This window comes from Streptomyces sp. NPDC088794, from assembly GCF_044750545.1.
In the GTDB taxonomy this organism is placed as follows: domain Bacteria; phylum Actinomycetota; class Actinomycetes; order Streptomycetales; family Streptomycetaceae; genus Streptomyces.
In genome coordinates this window covers 297227-313500 of the sequence record NZ_JBIVKB010000008.1, presented here as the reverse complement: position 1 = coordinate 313500, position 16274 = coordinate 297227, and the positions used below count along the sequence as shown (strand labels likewise).

12 protein-coding genes are annotated in these 16274 nt (G+C 73.3%); 6 read left to right on the top strand and 6 right to left on the bottom strand.

Features of this window, described 5'->3' with window-relative positions; all coding sequences use genetic code 11:
- The first annotated feature begins 26 nt into the window (after window positions 1-26).
- Window positions 27-1433 carry a Cys-Gln thioester bond-forming surface protein gene (locus tag ACIP6U_RS24035; RefSeq protein ID WP_401721272.1) on the top strand — a complete coding sequence of 469 codons (1407 nt, stop codon included), beginning with the start codon at window positions 27-29 and terminating at the stop codon, window positions 1431-1433.
- 105 nt (window positions 1434-1538) lie between these two features.
- Here ACIP6U_RS24035 and ACIP6U_RS24030 read toward each other — a convergent pair whose 3' ends face one another.
- Entirely contained in the window at window positions 1539-2330 is a 792-nt protein-coding gene (locus ACIP6U_RS24030) for a glucose 1-dehydrogenase (protein WP_401721269.1), read from the bottom strand.
- An 84-nt stretch (window positions 2331-2414) separates the two neighbouring features.
- On the opposite strand from ACIP6U_RS24030, the gene ACIP6U_RS24025 reads away from it, so the two are divergent.
- The 4 genes from ACIP6U_RS24025 (at window position 2415) to ACIP6U_RS24010 (ending at window position 5959) form a co-directional block, all read left to right on the top strand.
- A complete protein-coding gene (locus ACIP6U_RS24025) occupies window positions 2415-3032 on the top strand; it encodes a TetR/AcrR family transcriptional regulator (RefSeq protein WP_401721267.1) in 618 nt (205 codons plus the stop codon).
- Window positions 3033-3182: 150 nt separating this feature from the next.
- Complete coding sequence (gene ettA / locus ACIP6U_RS24020; protein WP_401721264.1) at window positions 3183-4847, top strand: energy-dependent translational throttle protein EttA; 1665 nt, start codon at window positions 3183-3185, stop codon at window positions 4845-4847.
- A 6-nt stretch (window positions 4848-4853) separates the two neighbouring features.
- Window positions 4854-5282: an acyl-CoA thioesterase gene (locus ACIP6U_RS24015; protein WP_401721262.1), complete on the top strand. Its 429-nt coding sequence runs from the start codon at window positions 4854-4856 to the stop codon at window positions 5280-5282.
- On the top strand, window positions 5279-5959 hold the full coding sequence (locus ACIP6U_RS24010) for a hypothetical protein (RefSeq protein ID WP_401721260.1): 681 nt from the start codon (window positions 5279-5281) through the stop codon (window positions 5957-5959). The genes ACIP6U_RS24015 and ACIP6U_RS24010 overlap by 4 nt, the downstream gene beginning before the upstream one ends.
- A gap of 14 nt (window positions 5960-5973) precedes the next feature.
- On the opposite strand, the gene ACIP6U_RS24005 is transcribed toward ACIP6U_RS24010, so the two are convergent.
- From ACIP6U_RS24005 to ACIP6U_RS23990, 4 genes are all read right to left on the bottom strand, one after another.
- Window positions 5974-6936, bottom strand: coding sequence for an ABC transporter ATP-binding protein (locus ACIP6U_RS24005; RefSeq protein WP_401721257.1), 963 nt, complete (start codon window positions 6934-6936; stop codon window positions 5974-5976).
- 97 nt (window positions 6937-7033) lie between these two features.
- The gene (locus tag ACIP6U_RS24000) at window positions 7034-9859 is read right to left on the bottom strand and encodes an FtsX-like permease family protein (protein ID WP_401721255.1); all 2826 of its coding nucleotides are present in this window, start codon (window positions 9857-9859) and stop codon (window positions 7034-7036) included.
- Window position 9860: 1 nt separating this feature from the next.
- Entirely contained in the window at window positions 9861-13097 is a 3237-nt protein-coding gene (locus ACIP6U_RS23995) for an FtsX-like permease family protein (RefSeq protein ID WP_401721252.1), read from the bottom strand.
- Window positions 13098-13270: 173 nt separating this feature from the next.
- A complete protein-coding gene (locus tag ACIP6U_RS23990; RefSeq protein WP_401721249.1) occupies window positions 13271-13675 on the bottom strand; it encodes a globin in 405 nt (134 codons plus the stop codon).
- A gap of 130 nt (window positions 13676-13805) precedes the next feature.
- Between ACIP6U_RS23990 and ACIP6U_RS23985 the strand changes: the two genes are divergently transcribed.
- Complete coding sequence (locus ACIP6U_RS23985; protein WP_401721247.1) at window positions 13806-14792, top strand: methyltransferase domain-containing protein; 987 nt, start codon at window positions 13806-13808, stop codon at window positions 14790-14792.
- 25 nt (window positions 14793-14817) lie between these two features.
- Here the strand turns inward: ACIP6U_RS23985 and ACIP6U_RS23980 are convergent, their stop codons facing one another.
- Complete coding sequence (locus ACIP6U_RS23980) at window positions 14818-16272, bottom strand: FHA domain-containing protein (RefSeq protein WP_401721244.1); 1455 nt, start codon at window positions 16270-16272, stop codon at window positions 14818-14820.
- Window positions 16273-16274 lie beyond the last annotated feature (2 nt).

Genomic DNA, 16274 nt, shown 5'->3' with positions numbered 1-16274 from the left:
ACGGGTCCTGCTCGAAGGGGAATTTGGTGCTTTCTTCGTTCTCTGTGCTGTCCGTGTGCAGGCGGGGCGCGGCCCGGCTGGCCGCCGCCACTCTCGTGTCCGGACTCGTCGCCGCGGGTGTGCTGGCCGCGGCCGGATCGGCGGCCGCCGAGGAGACGACGCAGGGTCAGGGCGGGGCGACCGCGACCATAGGCGCCCTGAAGACGTACGGCACGGCCGTGATCCACGACGCCGGCGGCGACCAGGAGGTCTCGGCGGGGCTGTTCGAGATGTCCGTGGACGGCGGCGGCACCCTGCAGACGTACTGCGTCGACATCCACAACCCCACGCAGCGGGACGCGAAGTACCACGAGACCGCCTGGAGCGGCACCTCGCTGGCCGCCAACAAGGACGCCGGCAAGATCCGTTGGATCCTGCAGAACTCCTACCCGCAGGTCAACGACCTCGCGGCGCTCGCCGCCAGGGCGGGTGTCCAGGGCCTGACCGAGCAGGACGCGGCGGCCGGCACCCAGGTGGCCATCTGGCGTTACTCGGACGGGGCCGACGTCGACGCGGTCGACCCGCAGGCCGAGCGGCTCGCGGACTACCTGCAGAAGAGCGCGTCCGGTCTGAAGGAGCCCAAGGCCTCCCTCACCCTCGACCCGGCCGCCGTCTCCGGCCACCCCGGCGAGCTGCTCGGACCGGTGACCGTGCACACGAACGCGGCCGGTGTGACGCTGACGCCGCCGGCGGACGCCGCCATCAGCGGGGTGCGGATCGTCGGCAAGGACGGCAAGCCGATCACGTCCGCGCTGGACGGCAGCCAGGTCTTCTTCGACGTGCCCGAAGACACCACCGCCGGCTCGGCGGAGCTGACCGTGCAGGCCTCGACGACGGTGCCGGTCGGCCGTGCCTTCGCCTCCGAGAGCCGGAGCCAGACGCAGATCCTGGCCGGCTCCAGCGAGTCGACGGTCTCGGCGACGGCGAGCGCGAGCTGGGCGAGCCAGGGAGCCATACCGGCACTGTCCGCGGCGAAGAACTGCGCCAAGGGCGGCCTGGACCTCACCGCGGCCAACCAGGGCGACGAGGCGTTCACTTTCGCGCTGATGGGCGCCGAGTACAGCATCCCGGCGGGGGAGTCGCAGACGGTGACGGTCCCGTTGCAGGAGGACCAGACGTACGACTTCACGATCACCGGGCCGAACGGCTTCGCGCAGCGCTTCACCGGGGTCCTCGACTGCAAGACGCAGGGCAGCGCGGGCGGCGAAGCGGTCCAGACCCTCAGCGAGCCCAGCCCGGCCACGGTGGGAGGCGTCGCGGACGACACCAACCTCGCCGCGACGGGCAGCTCCACCGTGACCCCGCTGATCGCGGGCGTCGCCATCGGGCTGGTCGTGATCGGCGGGGCGGTGCTGGTGCTGGTCCGCAAGAAGGAGATGTCCGCGGAGGGGTGACGGTCACGGCGGAGGGCGGCTCGCAGCGGACAGCGACTCACCGCTGAGGGCAGTTCGCAGTGGACGGTAGCTCACGGCAGAGGGCAGTTCGCAGCGGAGGGCGGCTCACAGTCCGGAGCCGCCCGTCGCGTCGATCACCCGGCCGGTCACCCAGCGTGCGTCGTCGGAGGCGAGGAACGCCACGACGTCGGCCACGTCCTCCGGCCGGCCGACCCGGCCCAGCGCGGCCAGGGACGCCGCGTGGGCTTCGGCCTGCGGATTGCCGCGCAGCCAGCTCGCGTTGACGTCCGTGTCGATGATGCCGGGCGCCACCGAGTTGGCGGTGATGCCTCGGGGGCCCAGTTCCTTGGCGAGGTTGAGGGTGAAGGTGTCGAGCGCGCCCTTGGTGGCGCCGTAGGCGATGATCTCCGGCATCGCGAGGTGGGCCGCGCCGCTGGAGATGTTGATGATCCGCCCTCCGTCGCGCAGCCGTTCCAGCCCCTGCTGCACGATGAAGAACGGTGCGCGGACGTTCACGGCGAAGACCTCGTCGAAGGCGTCCTCGGTCAGGGACGCCAGGGCGGAGCTGCGGCCGATGCCGGCGTTGTTGACGATGATGTCGATGCCCCCGCCGGGTGTGTAGGCCTCGATCTGGGCGTCGTAGGCGGCCCACAGGGAGGTCGCGTCACCGTGCCGTCCCAGCTCGGCGTGCAGGGTGAAGGCCCGGCCGCCGTCCTTGCGGATGCGTTCGACGACCTCGTCCGCGGCTGTCTCGTCGCGCGCGTAGGCGACGGCGACGGTGGCGCCGTCCCGGCCGAGGCGTTGCGCGATGGCCCGGCCGATGCCGCGGCTGCCGCCGGTGACCAGTGCGGTCTTTCCCTCAAGTGCGCGTGTGCCCGCAAGTGTGCGTGTGCCCATGGCTGTTGGCCACTCCCCGATTTGTTGAGTGATTGCTCAAAAAAGGTAACACGCCTTCTTGAGCGAGCGCTCTAAAATGGAGGGGTGACTGACACACACGCCAAGCGAGGGCGGCCGAGGGCGTTCGACCGTGCCACGGCACTGACAGCGGCCACCCGTCTGTTCTGGGAACGCGGCTACGAGGCCACCTCCATCGGCGAGCTGACGGAGGCGATGGGCATCAGGCCCGGCAGCCTGTACGCGGCCTTCGGGGACAAGAAGTCACTGTTCAGGGAGGTGGTGCACAGTTACGGGCGCTCACCCGTGGGTGCCTTCATGGGCGTCGCCCTCGAAGAGGAACCCACCGCCCGCGGCGCCTTCACCCGCATCCTGCGCGAGGCGGCGGTCATCTATCCCGACCCGGCCCACCCGGCCGGATGCCTGACGATCAGCGCGGCCACCAACGTCACCCCGCAGGACGCCGAGGTCGAGGCATTCCTACGAGACCTGCGCAACGGGAACCTGGGAGTCTTCGAGGCCCGACTGCGCAGGGCACAAGCGGTCGGCGAACTGTCCGACGCGGCCGACCCCCGCGCGCTGTCCGCGTACTTCGCCGCGGTCATCCAGGGCATGTCGCAACGCGCCCGCGACGGGGCCACGGCGACGGAGCTGACCGAAACCGCGGAACTGGCCCTGCTCGCGTGGCCCGCGGCAGGGAACTGATCTTGCCTGCTGCGAACGGCTTTCCGAGTGCGCAGGAGAACCCCCAGGTCACAGCCCCCCGACCAAACGGGTTAACACCCAAGGGTGGACCTCGGGCAAGATGGGGTGTATCTGCCCACTGCCAGATTTCAAGCTGCCGGACGGTTTCTCTTGGCTGAGTTCATTTACACCATGCGCAAGGCGCGCAAGGCGCACGGCGACAAGGTGATTCTCGACGACGTCACCCTGAGCTTCCTCCCTGGGGCGAAGATCGGCGTCGTCGGCCCGAACGGCGCCGGTAAGTCCACCGTCCTCAAGATCATGGCCGGGCTGGAGCAGCCGTCGAACGGTGACGCGTTCCTGTCTCCCGGTTACACCGTCGGCATCCTGCTTCAGGAGCCGCCGTTGAACGAGGAGAAGAACGTCCTGGAGAACGTCCAGGAGGGTGTCGCCGAGGTCAAGGGCAAGCTCGACCGGTTCAACGAGATCGCCGAGCTGATGGCGACCGACTACTCCGACGCGCTGCTCGACGAGATGGGCAAGCTCCAGGAGGAGCTGGACCACGCCAACGCCTGGGACCTCGACGCTCAGCTGGAGCAGGCCATGGACGCGCTGGGCTGCCCGCCCGGCGACTGGCCCGTGGCCAACCTCTCCGGTGGTGAGAAGCGCCGCGTCGCGCTCTGCAAGCTGCTGCTCGAGGCGCCCGACCTGCTGCTCCTCGACGAGCCCACCAACCACCTCGACGCCGAGTCGGTGAACTGGCTGGAGCAGCACCTCGCCAAGTACGCCGGCACCGTCGTGGCCGTGACCCACGACAGGTACTTCCTGGACAACGTGGCCGGCTGGATCTGCGAGGTCGACCGCGGCCGTCTGCACGGTTACGAGGGCAACTACTCCAAGTACCTGGAGACCAAGGCCACCCGCCTCAAGGTCGAGGGAGCCAAGGACGCCAAGCGGCAGAAGCGTCTGAAGGACGAGCTGGAGTGGGTGCGGTCCAACGCCAAGGGGCGTCAGGCCAAGTCCAAGGCGCGCCTGGCGCGTTACGAGGAGATGGCCGCCGAGGCCGACAAGATGCGGAAGCTGGACTTCGAGGAGATCCAGATCCCGCCGGGCCCGCGCCTGGGCAGTGTCGTCGTCGAGGTCAACAACCTCGGCAAGGCCTTCGGCGACAAGGTCCTCATCGACAACCTCAGCTTCACCCTCCCGCGCAACGGCATCGTCGGGGTCATCGGTCCCAACGGCGCCGGCAAGACCACCCTGTTCAAGATGATCCAGGGCCTGGAGGAGCCGGACTCCGGTTCGATCAAGGTCGGCGAGACCGTCAAGATCAGCTACGTCGACCAGAGCCGCGAGAACATCGACCCCAAGAAGACGCTGTGGGCCGTCGTCTCCGACGAGCTCGACTACATCAACGTCGGCCATGTGGAGATGCCCTCGCGGGCGTACGTCTCCGCGTTCGGCTTCAAGGGTCCCGACCAGCAGAAGCCCGCCGGCGTCCTCTCCGGCGGTGAGCGCAACCGCCTCAACCTCGCGCTCACCCTCAAGCTCGGCGGCAACCTGCTGCTCCTCGACGAGCCGACCAACGACCTCGACGTCGAGACCCTCGGCTCCCTGGAGAACGCGCTCCTCGAGTTCCCCGGCTGCGCCGTGGTCGTCTCCCACGACCGGTGGTTCCTGGACCGGGTGGCGACGCACATCCTCGCCTACGAGGGCGACTCCAAGTGGTTCTGGTTCGAGGGCAACTTCGAGTCGTACGAGAAGAACAAGGTCGAGCGGCTCGGACCGGACGCCGCGCGGCCGCACCGCGCCACCTACAAGAAGCTGACCCGGGGCTGATCGATCTTGCGCCACATCTACCGCTGCCCACTGCGCTGGTCGGACATGGACGCCTACGGCCATGTCAACAACGCGGTCTTCGTCCGCTACCTGGAGGAAGCCCGTATCGACTTCCTGTTCCGCCCGGAAAAGGACTTCCAGCAGGGGTCGGTGGTGGCGCGCCACGAGATCGACTACAAGCGGCAGCTCGTCCACCGGCACCACCCGGTGGACGTCGAGCTGTGGATCACGCAGATCAAGGCCGCGTCCTTCACCATCACCTACGAGGTGAAGGACGACGACCTGGTCTACGTACGGGCCTCGACGGTGGTCGTGCCGTTCGACTTCGAGGCCCAGCGGCCGCGCCGACTCACCGCCGAGGAGCGGGAGTTCCTGCGGGAGTACACGGACGACGCGGCCGCCGCGGACCCTGAGCAGGGGGCCGTCGCCGCATGACGGTGCTGCACCTCGCCGACGAGGGGGAGGCGGCGGACCTCGCGGCCTTCCTCTCCCGGCTGCTCCACTACGACCGTGGAGCAGCGGTGCGCCTTCAGGCGGCCGGCACGGCGCTCGCCGTCTTCGGGCGACCGCCGTCCTTCGAGGTACTGGCGATCCGCGCGGTACGACTCGGCAAGCCCTACGAGAACGGTCTCGACGTCACCCTGGACGTGACCGTCTCCGCCGGTGAACTCCTGGAGTCCGTCGACGAGTCGGCCGCCACGGCCGGCGTGCCGGCTGCGGTGACCGGGCCGCCGTGGGCCGGAGTCCTGCCGCCGCGCGGCGGCTGGCGGCCGGTGCCGGGACTCCCCGAACCGGACGCGCTGCGCGCGCTGGTCGGCGCGGCGGTCGCCGAATTCCGGTCCCGCATGCAGGAGTTGGCGCCGGAGCTGCGTACCCGGGCCGAACTCGACCGGATCGGGCGGGAGATCTGGTCCCGGACGGTCGGCGACACCCGCCTTCCGGTACGAGTCCTGCACGCGGCCCAGTCCCTCGGCTTCTTGCGCGGACCCGCCGGCGCCTCGGGGGAGTGGCGGCTCTTCTCCTCCGGCGCGTGGCTGCGGCTGCGTACCGCCTATGGGTCGATCGCCGTACGCACGGCGGGACTTGAGACGTTGGGCGTCAGCGTCCGCTGAGCCGTGCCCGGTATCTATCGGTCACTGTCGTCCGGCCATACGGCGATGTGGTCCGGCTCCAGTTCCAGGCCGACGCGGTCGCGCATGCCCAGGGCCTCGGTGTACTCGGCGGGGAGCTGGAGGCGGCCCGCACGGTCGAGCATGGCGTACTCGCGGGCGACCACCGTCTCGTGGCCCGTGGTCTCGTCGACCTCGCTGCGGCGCAGGACCTCCGTGGAGGTGCGGCCGTCGCGGATGGCGACCGTGCGGCGGACCTCGCCGGCGACGGCCTGGTCGTGGGTGACGATGACGATGGTGGTGCCCAGGGCCTCGTTCGCCGTGCGGAAGGCGGCGAAGACCTGTTCCGCGGTGTGCGAGTCGAGTTCGCCGGTGGGTTCGTCGGCGAGCAGGACCGAGGGGCTGTTGGCGAGGGCCGCGCCGATCGCGACGCGCTGCTGCTGGCCGCCGGACATCTGGTGCGGGCGGCGGTCACGGCACTCGGCGATGCCGAGCAACTCCAGGAGTTCCAGGGCGCGTTCGGTGTGGGCGCGGCGGGAGCGGCGGCCGTGGGAACCGGTCAGCTGCATCGGCAGGGCGACGTTCTGGGCGGCGGTGAGGTAGGGGAGCAGATTGCGGGAGGTCTGCTGCCAGACGAAGCCGATGGTGTCGCGACGGTAGGCGAGGCGGTCCTTGGCGGTCATGGCGAGCAGGTCGTGGCCGGCCACGCGGGCGGCTCCCGCGGTGGGGGTGTCCAGGCCGGCGAGGATGTTCATCAGCGTGGACTTGCCGCTGCCGGACGCGCCCACCAACGCCATCAACTCGCCCTCGCGGACCAGGAGATCAAGACCCTGGAGGGCCTGCACCTCGATACCGTCCGTGGTGAAGATACGGACGAGCCGGTCGCAGGTGATCAGGGCGTCGTGGCCGTAGGCGGGGCGGTCGCGGTGCGCGGTGGCGCGCTGGGCCAGGTCGGCGAGGGTGGGGTTCGTCGTGGTCATCGGGGATCTCCTGGGACGGTGCCTCGTCGGTGCCGCAATTCGTGAGTCGCACGGGCCATCGGCCGTCCCGCACCCTCGGTTCCGCCGGTCGCACAGGTCATCGGCCGTCCCCCACCCGCAGTTCCGCCACCGACCCCCGCCGACCCGTCCACCACGCCTGCACCCCCGCGACTCCCACCGTCACCGCGATGATCGCCAGTGCCGGGACCGTGAGCGACACCGCGTCCGTGTGCAACTCGGCCGCGCCCGCCGGGACTTGGGCGGAGGCCAGGGCGATGGTCGTGAGGTCGATGCCGGGGGAGAGCAGCCGGATCGCCGCCCAGCCCGTGAGCGCGCCGCCCGCCGCCGCGAGCACCGCCTGGGGGAGTGACTCCAGGACGAGCAGGCGTCGGCCCTGCGCCCGGGTCAGGCCCATGGTGCGCAGGCGGGCCAACAGGGCCCGGCGTTCGGGGGCGGCGCGGACGAGGGAGAGGAGGAGGGCGAGTACGGCGTAACCGGCGCCGGCGGCGACCGCGGCCGTGTACACGCGTTCGGCACCGGACTGCAGGGGCGAGTCGACGTACCCCGCCCGTTCCTCGGAGCGCAGGAGGACGCCCGCGTCGCCCGCCACCCGGCGCAGGGCGGCTCCGTCGAGGTGGTCGCCGGTCAGCAGCAGGACGGTCGGCCGGGCCGCCTCGGCGCTCAGGCCGGCCCGGTCCACCACGAGGAAGTCGGCACTGGTGACGGCGGGCGTGCGATCGCGGACCAGCGTGATGCGGACGGTGACCCTGGTGCCGTCCTCCAGACGGACGGGGAAGGGGCGGGTGCCGTAGGTGGCGGCGACGGTGGGCGAGGCGATCGCCGGCAGCACGTCCGACTGCGACCCCGTACCCGTACCGGACCCCGTACCCGTATCAGAGCCCGATCCCGATCCCGAACCCGCGTCAGCTCCCGCCGTAGTTCTCAACTCCCCCGCTCCGAAAGCCCCTTGCCCCGTCCGTGACGTCAACTCCGCGTAGCTCCGCGGGTCCACGCCCACCACCGGTACCGACTGCCTGTCGTCGTTCGGCTTGGCCTGGTAGTTGATGCTCACCGGTGTCAGTTCCCGGACCCCGGGCAGGGCGCGCACGCGGTCCGGCAGGGACGACGGCAGCGCGGGGTTTCCCTCGACGCGGGCGTCGGCGCCGACGGTGAGGAGGGCGGCCTGGTCGCGGGCCTCGCTCACGCCCGCCAGGACCGAGCCGCCGAAGGCCGCCGTGGTCAGGGCGGTCAGGAGGGCCAGCAGGGGCAGGACCGCGGAGGCGGAGGTGCGGCCCGCGCGGGCCAGGGACAGATGGCCCACCGCGCCGCGCAGCCGGGCCGCCGGGCGGGCCAGGCCGCGCAGCGGGAGCGGGTAGAGGCGGACCAGGACCAGCGCCGCGGCCACACCCACCAACACCGGTGCGAGGGAGGCGAGTTCGTCGCCGGACGTGCCCCTCCGGCGCAGGGTCTCGACCGCGCCCAGCGTGACGACGAGCAGGGTGAGCTCCGCGACCGTACGGCGCCGGGACGGTCGTACGGACGCCACGTCCTCGCGGGCGCCGTGCAGCCGCACCACCCGGTGGACGGCCGCCGCGCGCAGCGGCAGGGCCGTGCAGGCGACGGCGGTGGCGCCGGCCGCCGCGGCGATCGCGTAGGAGAGCCGGCCGCCGGGGAGGGCGAGGAGCGCGACCGCCAGGCCGAGGGCGCCGGCGGGCAGCGACACGATCGACGTCTCCGCGAGCAGGCGGCCCGACACTCCGCGCAGGGATCCGCCGCGGGCGCGCAGCAGGAGCAGTTCGGAGCGGCGGCGGTCGGCGGCGAGGCCGCCCGCCATCAGCAGGACGACCAGGGCGACCGTGCCCGTGCCGACCGCGGCCACGGCGACGAGCGGACGGATGCCGGAGCGCAGGTCGGTGTAGGTGACGAGGACGTCGTCCAGCTCGGTGCTCACGTCGGTGGTGGGGTCGGTGAGGGTGCGCATCTCGCGCAGGGCCGGGCCGCCCTCCAGGGAGGCGATCGCGGACTTCAGGCGGTCGAGTTCGTAGGCGTGCAGATCGTCGGGCGCGGGCGCCAACTGCCAGTAGCGCAACGGGTTTCCGGGTGTGCCCAGCAGTGCGGGGGCGGCCTCGGGGGCGAGCAGCAGGCCGCCGAGCCAGTACCGGTCGCCCTCGGCGCCCGCGCCCGGCAGGAGGATCAGGCTGGGGGTGCGCAGGAGGGGCCGGGTGGCCCAGTAGGCGCCGTTCGGGTCGCGCGGGGTGACGATGCCGGTGACGCGTACGGCGAGCGGGGCGCGTTCCACGCCGGGCACGTGGAGCACCGAACCGACCTTGATGTGCATGCGCTCGGCGGTCTCGGCGCTGACCGCGGCCTCCACCTCGGCCGTGGTGGTGGTCACCTGCTCCGAGGCGCGCGGCAGCCGGCCGGTCACCGACCGGACATGGCCTGCGAGGTCGTGCTGCGCGGTGAGGGTGACCTGAGCGGGCACACCGTTGGGCCGGGGCAGGAAGGCGTCCGGCGCCTCCATCGGAGCGCCGGTCCGCACCCCGTACGTCGACTGGCCCGGGTCGGCGGCGAGCGGGCGCGGGACGGCGTCGAGGACCTTCCGGTACTGGGCGCCGAGCTGTTCGGGGCGCAGCGCGTCCTCCCGCATGCCCTGCGACATGAGGGGGTCGGGCTGGTCGGTGGACACGTCCACACTGGTGCTGTCGGGACGCGCCTGCTCGACGGCATGCCGCAGTCCGGCGTCCTCGTACCGGTCGACCGCCCGGGGAAGGGCCGCGGCGAGGCACGCGGTCAGCGCGACGAGCAGCGCCAGCGCGCAGGCGGCGCCCGGGGCGGTACGCAGTCGGGTACGGACCCAGGGGGCCAGTACCGGCGTACGGACGGCACGGGCCGGCAGCCGCCCGCCGATGAATCGGCCCATCTCACTCACCCCCCGAATCCCGCAACGACACCACCGGATCCGCCCGCCGCAGCGCAAGCGCCCCGGTGACCAGCAGCGGGGCCACCGCCACCGCGACGAGCAGCAACGCCACCTGGGGGACGGGCAGTTCGACCAGCACCGCAGGTACCGGTCGGGCCGCCTCACCCGTCAGCACGATCAGCGGGATCACCGCCCGGGTCAGTACCGCGCCCAGCGCCGTGCCCACGATCAGGGCCAGTGCCACCAGGACGCCCTGTTCGAGGGCGATCATGCGGGCCAGCCGGCGGCGCGGGGCGCCCAGGGCGCGCAGCACGGCGAGTTCGGCGCCCCGCTCCCGCAGCGACCCCGCCGCACTCACCGCGAACCCGACCGCGGCCAGCGCCGCCGCCACCCCGGCCGCTGCGCCGAACGCCGCCTCCGGGCCCGCGCCGAACGGGTCGTCGCGCAACTGCGCCGCCATCTCGTCCCGCACCACGACCTGCGCGGGGTCCATGTCCGGCTGCGCCCGCAGCGCCGCGGCGACCTGTCCCGAGCCGCCGGTGTCGGTGCGCAGCCACCACTCCGTGGGCGTGACGCCGATGCCGTACCGGGACTCCAACTCCCGGTTCACGGACGGCAGATCGACCAGCAGGGCGCCGCCGTCCGTGTCGCTCGTCGTCGGCAACTGCCGTACCGAGTCCACGATCATCGCGGACACGGTCTGGCCGCCGAACGTCAGGTCCACGCGCTGCCCGGTGCGCGCGCCCGCCGAGGCGAGGAAGCGGTCGGTGGCGACGGCGGTGACCTCGGGCGACTGCGGTTGGGGGACCTGGACGCGCACGGTCAGCGCGGGGGCGAGCCAGGCCTCGGCGGTCGGGACATACCCTGTGCCGTACGTGACGGTGGGAGGTCCGGACGAACTCACCTTCGGCTTGGTCGGGTTGGCGGAGTCGCCCGGCGCGGCGGACAGTCCGTCACCGTGCGCGCCGGCCTTCCAGCGGGCGGGCAGGGCCACCGACCGGGTCGTCCCATCGGCACCGGTGGCCGTCAACTCGCCGAGCACCAACCGGTGTTGCTCGGCCTCTCCCGCGGGCTGGGGCAGCACCAGCTGTAGCCCGATGAGCGTGAGCGGGCCCGTGGCGGCGCCCAGGTCCAGGGCGTGAGGGCGGCCGTCGGAGGGCAGTTCGCCCACCGGTATCTCGTACGGGGTGCCGTACGCGTCCTCCAGGGTGGCCGTCACGTCCGCCGTCGTGCCCTGGCGGGGCGTGCTGAACAGGGTCGCCGTCAGCCGCACTCGGGAGCTGTGCGCGGGCACCTTGGCGCCGGCCGCCGCGGGCACTCCCCCCAGCCCCCGCACCAGCGGCCCCACCGCCCCGGGCGCCAAGTCCCGGCGCAGCAGCACCCCTTCGGCCGCGTGCTTGGTGTCCAGCGCCAGCACGGTCGCCGTGCGGCTGTCGGAGAGGGGGAGTTCGGTGCGGACGGCCGGAGCGGCTTCCCGCACGTGCGGGAGGGCCGCGTAGGAGTCCGTGCGGCCGAGGCCCGCGTCGCCCGCGCCCTGGACGCGGACCTGGGTGCCCGCGCCGAAGTCGGCCTGGTCGTCCTGCGAGCGGTCCCAGGAGGCGCCCTGGCCGATGGCCAGCATGCCGAGGGCGACCGCGAGGACCAGCAGCAGGACCGGGCCCGCGCCACGCATCGGGCGGCGGCTGAGCTGCCAGCCCGCCAGCGCCGCCGTCAGCCCGCGCCCGCCGGCCGCCCGGCGCTCCGCGAGCCGCGCCACCAGGGGCAGCAGCCGCAGGGTCAGGACCGTGCCGGCGAGCAGCGCGAGCGCGGGGGCCGCCACCAGCAACGGGTCGATGCCGAGCGTGCCGGTGGTGTCGTCGGAGACGGCGCCGGTGGTCTGCCGGCCGAGCTGCCAGTACGCCACCCCGGCCACCGCCAGCAGGCCCAGGTCCGCGCCCGCGCGCAGCGGAGCGGGCAGCGCGCGGGACCTGCGCGGGCGGAAGCCCTCGACCGTGAGGGCGGGCAGGGTCACCGCGAGCGCACAGCCGAGGGCCACGCCCGCGGCCACCAGCCAGACGCCGAGCCGCCCGCCGGCCGGCACGTCCAGACGCAGCCCGATCCGGGCCAGCGACCCGTGCCCGGCCAGCAGCCGGGTGAGCGGTCCCGCCAGCAGCGGCGCGCACACCACCGCGGGCACCGCGAGGAACAGCGCCTCCAGGGCGGCGAGCGCCGCGATCCGGGTGCGGGAGGCACCGCGCGCCCGCAACAGCCGTGTCTCGCCGGTGCGTTCGGCGCTCAGCAGCCGGGCCACGAGCAGCAGCGCGCAGGAGGCGAGCAGGGCCAGTTGCAGCGCGATGATCAGCAGGGTCGAACGCGAGACGAGCAGGGAGCGCTGGATCCGGTCCAGGACGTCGGGCAGGGCGGTGGCCGCGGCCGTCGTACCGCTGAGCGCGGGCTGCTTGCGCAGGGCCGCGCCGCCGGCGGTGGAGCTCTCGCCGAGCGCGTCGATCCGGGCGGTCGTCAGCGTCGAGAAGTCGGCCGACGCGATCCACGCCGAGGGACCGGCGCTCACCGTGCCGCCGGTGATGACGTCGGGGGCGGCGAGCAGGGGACCGTACGTCGTGAAGCCGACCGTCCTGATGCCGCGGCCGCCGAGATCGTCCAGCTTCCAGTAGGGGGCGTCCGCGGCGACAGGGCGGTACAGGCCGGTGAGGGTGACGCGGACCTTCGGGCCGCCGAGGCGGTCGGTGAGGGTGAGCCGGGCGCCGGGCTTCAGACCGAGGGCGCGGGCGGCGGTCTGGGGGAGCGCGGCCTCGACGCCGGCCGCCCGCGCGCCCGCCGCGGGTGCCCGGCCCGCCACGATCCGCACCTGCGTCGGGTCCAGGGCCGCGAGGTAGGTCAGATCCGGGTCGGCCGAGCGCTCGGCCGGTGCCTGGAGGGAGCGCGGCAGGGCGTACGGGCCCGAGCGCAGCAGCGTCCGTACGGTGACCGGCAGCCCGCCGAAGGTGCGCTGAGCGCCCTCCCGTACGGCACGGTCGGCGGCGCTGCGCCCCTCGGGCGGCACGTCGGCCTTGACGATCAGGGCGGTGTCGGCGGCGTTGCGGGGGTCCTGGAGGGAGTGCCGCAGGGCCGCGTCGTCGATCGCCGTCGAGTAGGCGGTGAGGGTCGCGAGGACCGCGGTGGTCAGCAGGACCGTGAGGAGCGCGGCGGTCAGCAGCAGGCGGTGCGCGCGGGCGCGCAGCAGGACAAGCCTCGTCACCGCGCCGAACACCGTCACCCCGACCCCCCGTGGCCGCCTGGAAGTTGTCCAGACCTGCGGGCGATGCTTTCAGACGGAAGGCAATTCAGGTAAGCGCCTACTGACCGAGCTTGACCGGATCGTGACGCGGAATGTCAGCTTCGGTCGGACCTGGTCAGTCCGGACGGTCCGGATCAGTCCGGGGTGTTCACCATCGAGGCCGCCGCGTACGTCAGGTACTTCCACAGCGTCTGCTCGTGCTCCTCGGACAGACCCAGCTCGTCCACGGCGTCCCGCATGTGCTTCAGCCAGGCGTCGTGCGCCTCGCGGTTCACCGTGAAGGGCGCGTGACGCATGCGCAGCCGGGGGTGGCCGCGGTTGTCGCTGTACGTCGTGGGGCCGCCCCAGTACTGCATGAGGAAGAGGGCCAGACGCTCCTCGGCCGGGCCCAGGTCCTCCTCCGGGTACATGGGCCGCAGCAGCGGGTCCTCGGCCACACCCTGGTAGAAGCGGTGGACGAGGCGGCGGAAGGTCTCCTCCCCGCCGACCTGCTCGTAGAAGGTCTGCTCCTGAAGCGTGCCGCGCCGGATCTCTGTCACGCCTCCATGGTCTCAGACGGGGCGGACCAGGACTCAAGGCTTAGGTCCTGGAAGAAAGCGGGCACGCGCGCCCCCGTACGCACATCCCGGGCACTCGCGTCCGCCCGCCCGCCGCAGCACAGTGGAGGGTATGAGCGCGTACGCACTCGACAAGGACCTCGCCGAGCGGGCCGGCTCGGCGCGGGCCGCGTTGGTGCGGACGATCGAGGCCACCGGGGTGTGGGCCCGCGACCCCGTCTGGCGGGCGGCGTTCGAGACCGTGCCGCGCCATCTCTTCGTGCCGTACTACTACGTCGCCGTCGAGGGCGGCTACGAGCGGCGCTGGGGCGAGAGCCCCGATCCGCGCACCCGGGAGCGCTGGCTGCGCGGTGTCTACGCCGACGCCCCGCTGGCCACCCGGCTGCGCGACGGCGACCTGGTCTCCTCCAGCAGCCAGCCCTCGCTGATGGCGATGATGCTGGCCGAGCTGGGTGTGCGGGACGGTGATCGCGTCCTCGAGGTCGGCGCCGGCACCGGCTACAACGCGGCCCTGCTGGCCCACCGGCTCGGCGACGACGACCTGGTCACCACCGTCGACCTGTACGCGGACATCACGGAGGCGGCCCGGCAGCACCTGGCCGCGGCCGGTCATCATCCGGCCGTCGTGACCGGCGACGGAGCGCGCGGAGTGCCCGAGCGCGCCCCCTTCGACCGGATCATCGCGACCTGCGCCCTGACCTCGGTCCCGCACGCCTGGCTCGCCCAGTGCCGCCCCGGCGCCCGGATCCTGACCCCGCTCGCCACCGGCCTGCTCGCCCTGACGGTCCGGGGCGCCGCTCACGCCGAGGGCCGCTTCCTGCGCACGCCCGCCTACTTCGTGCCGTTGCGCGGCGAGGGCAGGCCGGACCGGGAGCCGGTACCGCTCGGCGGGGTGCCGAGCAGCGCCCGCGACCACGAACTGTTCCGCTTCCTGCTCGCCCTCAGCCGCGGCAGCCTCGACCCGCAGGAGGCGTACGCGCTGTGGAACCGCGAGGGCATGCCGACGCGGGAGCGGTACGGGATCACGGTCAGCGGCGAGCACGAGTGGGCCTGGCTGGACGACCCGGAGGGACCGTACGCCTGGCCCCTCGCGGGTTGAGACAGAGGCGACAGCCCCCGCGGACTCAGCCCCGGCGGACCGTGATCGTCGTCCACGCCCCCACGTGCACCCGGTCCCCGTCCTGCAACGGCACTGGCACGAAGGGCTGGATCGGCTCCTCGCCGCCGTTGACCGTCGTACCGTTCGTCGAGTTCTGGTCGACGACCGCCCAGCTGCCGTCCGGCTGCTGGACCAGTACCGCGTGCTGGTGCGAGACGCCCGGGTCCTCCGGGGGCACCGCCAGGTCGATGTCGGGGGTGTCGCCGGTGGAGTGGCGGCGGCGGCCGATGGTGACCTGGTTGCCGCCGAGGGTGCGCTGCTGCTCGGGCGAGTACGCGGGCAGGTTGAGGCCCGCGGCCTCGGGGCCCGAGCGCTGCATCATCGCCATGAAGTACTCGCGGTCCGGACCGATCGTCGCCGTCCAGGTCGCCGGCTGCTGCGGCGCCTGCGGGAAGCCGGGTCCGGGCGGGGCCTGGGTCGCGCCGGGCTGCGGATAGCCGTAGCCACCGCCGGGACCGGGACGCTGGCCGCCGGGACCGCCCTGGCCGCCGGGTCCACCGGCGGGCGGGGAGATCACCCAGTCGTCGTCACCGCCGCCGAAGGGCGGACCGCCCTGCTGCGGCGGACGTCCCGTCTCCTGCGGGAAGACGGGCGGCGCGGACTGCTGCTGGTACGCCTGCGGGGCGCCCGAGGTCGCGCCGGGACCGGCGGGCGGGGTGGGCCCGGGCGGCGGCGGGACCGGACGCGAGGGATCGCCGTAGCCACCGGGCGGGTTGTTGTACCCGCCCTGACCGCCGGGCTGGTTGCCGTAACCGCCCTGGCCACCGGGGCCGCCGGGCTGGTTTCCGTAGCCACCGGGACCGCCCTGGCCCCCGGGCTGGTTTCCGTAACCGCCCTGGCCGGGCGGGTTGCCGAAGAGACCGCCGGGACCACCGGGGCCGCCCTGCTCGCCCTGACCGCCGGGTCCGCCCTGGCCACCGGGGCCCGAGGGGTCGGTGCCGTACGGCGGAATCGGTTCGGCGGGCCGGTTCATCTGGGACGGGCGGGAGCCCTGGTACTCGTACGGGTCACCGCCGCCGAACGTCGGCGGGGGCGGCGGCTGCTGCTGGTAGCGCGGGCCGCCGGGACCGGGACCGGGACCTGGACCTGGGCCCTGGCCGGGCGCCGGGGGGCGCGGGGCGGCCGGGGTGTACGAGGTCGCGGTGTTCGTCAGGAAGTTCCACCGGCACTCCTCGCAGAAGGGCGCGCCGCCCTCACGGGGCGTACGGCATTGCGGGCAGAGCTCCGGCTCGGCGCGGTCCGGCACGGCGGACAGATGGGACCGTCCGCCCTGGCCCTGGCCTTGACCCTGGCCGGGCGGCGGGAAGCCGTAGCCGCCACCGGGCGGCGGGGGCGGAGGCACGGCACCGGCCATGCGGTGACCGCAGACCTCGCACCAGTCGTCGGAACCCGACTGGTGTCCGTTCGGGCAGGTCGGCATGT

What these genes read in the sequence shown, in the direction of transcription:
- ACIP6U_RS23980 (WP_401721244.1), bottom strand. Translation starts at nt 16,272, where the DNA reads ATGCCGACCTGCCCGAACGGACACCAGTCGGGTTCCGACGACTGGTGC.
- ACIP6U_RS23985 (WP_401721247.1), top strand. Translation starts at nt 13,806, where the DNA reads ATGAGCGCGTACGCACTCGACAAGGACCTCGCCGAGCGGGCCGGCTCG.
- ACIP6U_RS24000 (WP_401721255.1), bottom strand. Translation starts at nt 9,859, where the DNA reads ATGGGCCGATTCATCGGCGGGCGGCTGCCGGCCCGTGCCGTCCGTACG.
- ACIP6U_RS24010 (WP_401721260.1), top strand. Translation starts at nt 5,279, where the DNA reads ATGACGGTGCTGCACCTCGCCGACGAGGGGGAGGCGGCGGACCTCGCG.
- ACIP6U_RS24030 (WP_401721269.1), bottom strand. Translation starts at nt 2,330, where the DNA reads ATGGGCACACGCACACTTGCGGGCACACGCGCACTTGAGGGAAAGACC.
- ACIP6U_RS24005 (WP_401721257.1), bottom strand. Translation starts at nt 6,936, where the DNA reads ATGACCACGACGAACCCCACCCTCGCCGACCTGGCCCAGCGCGCCACC.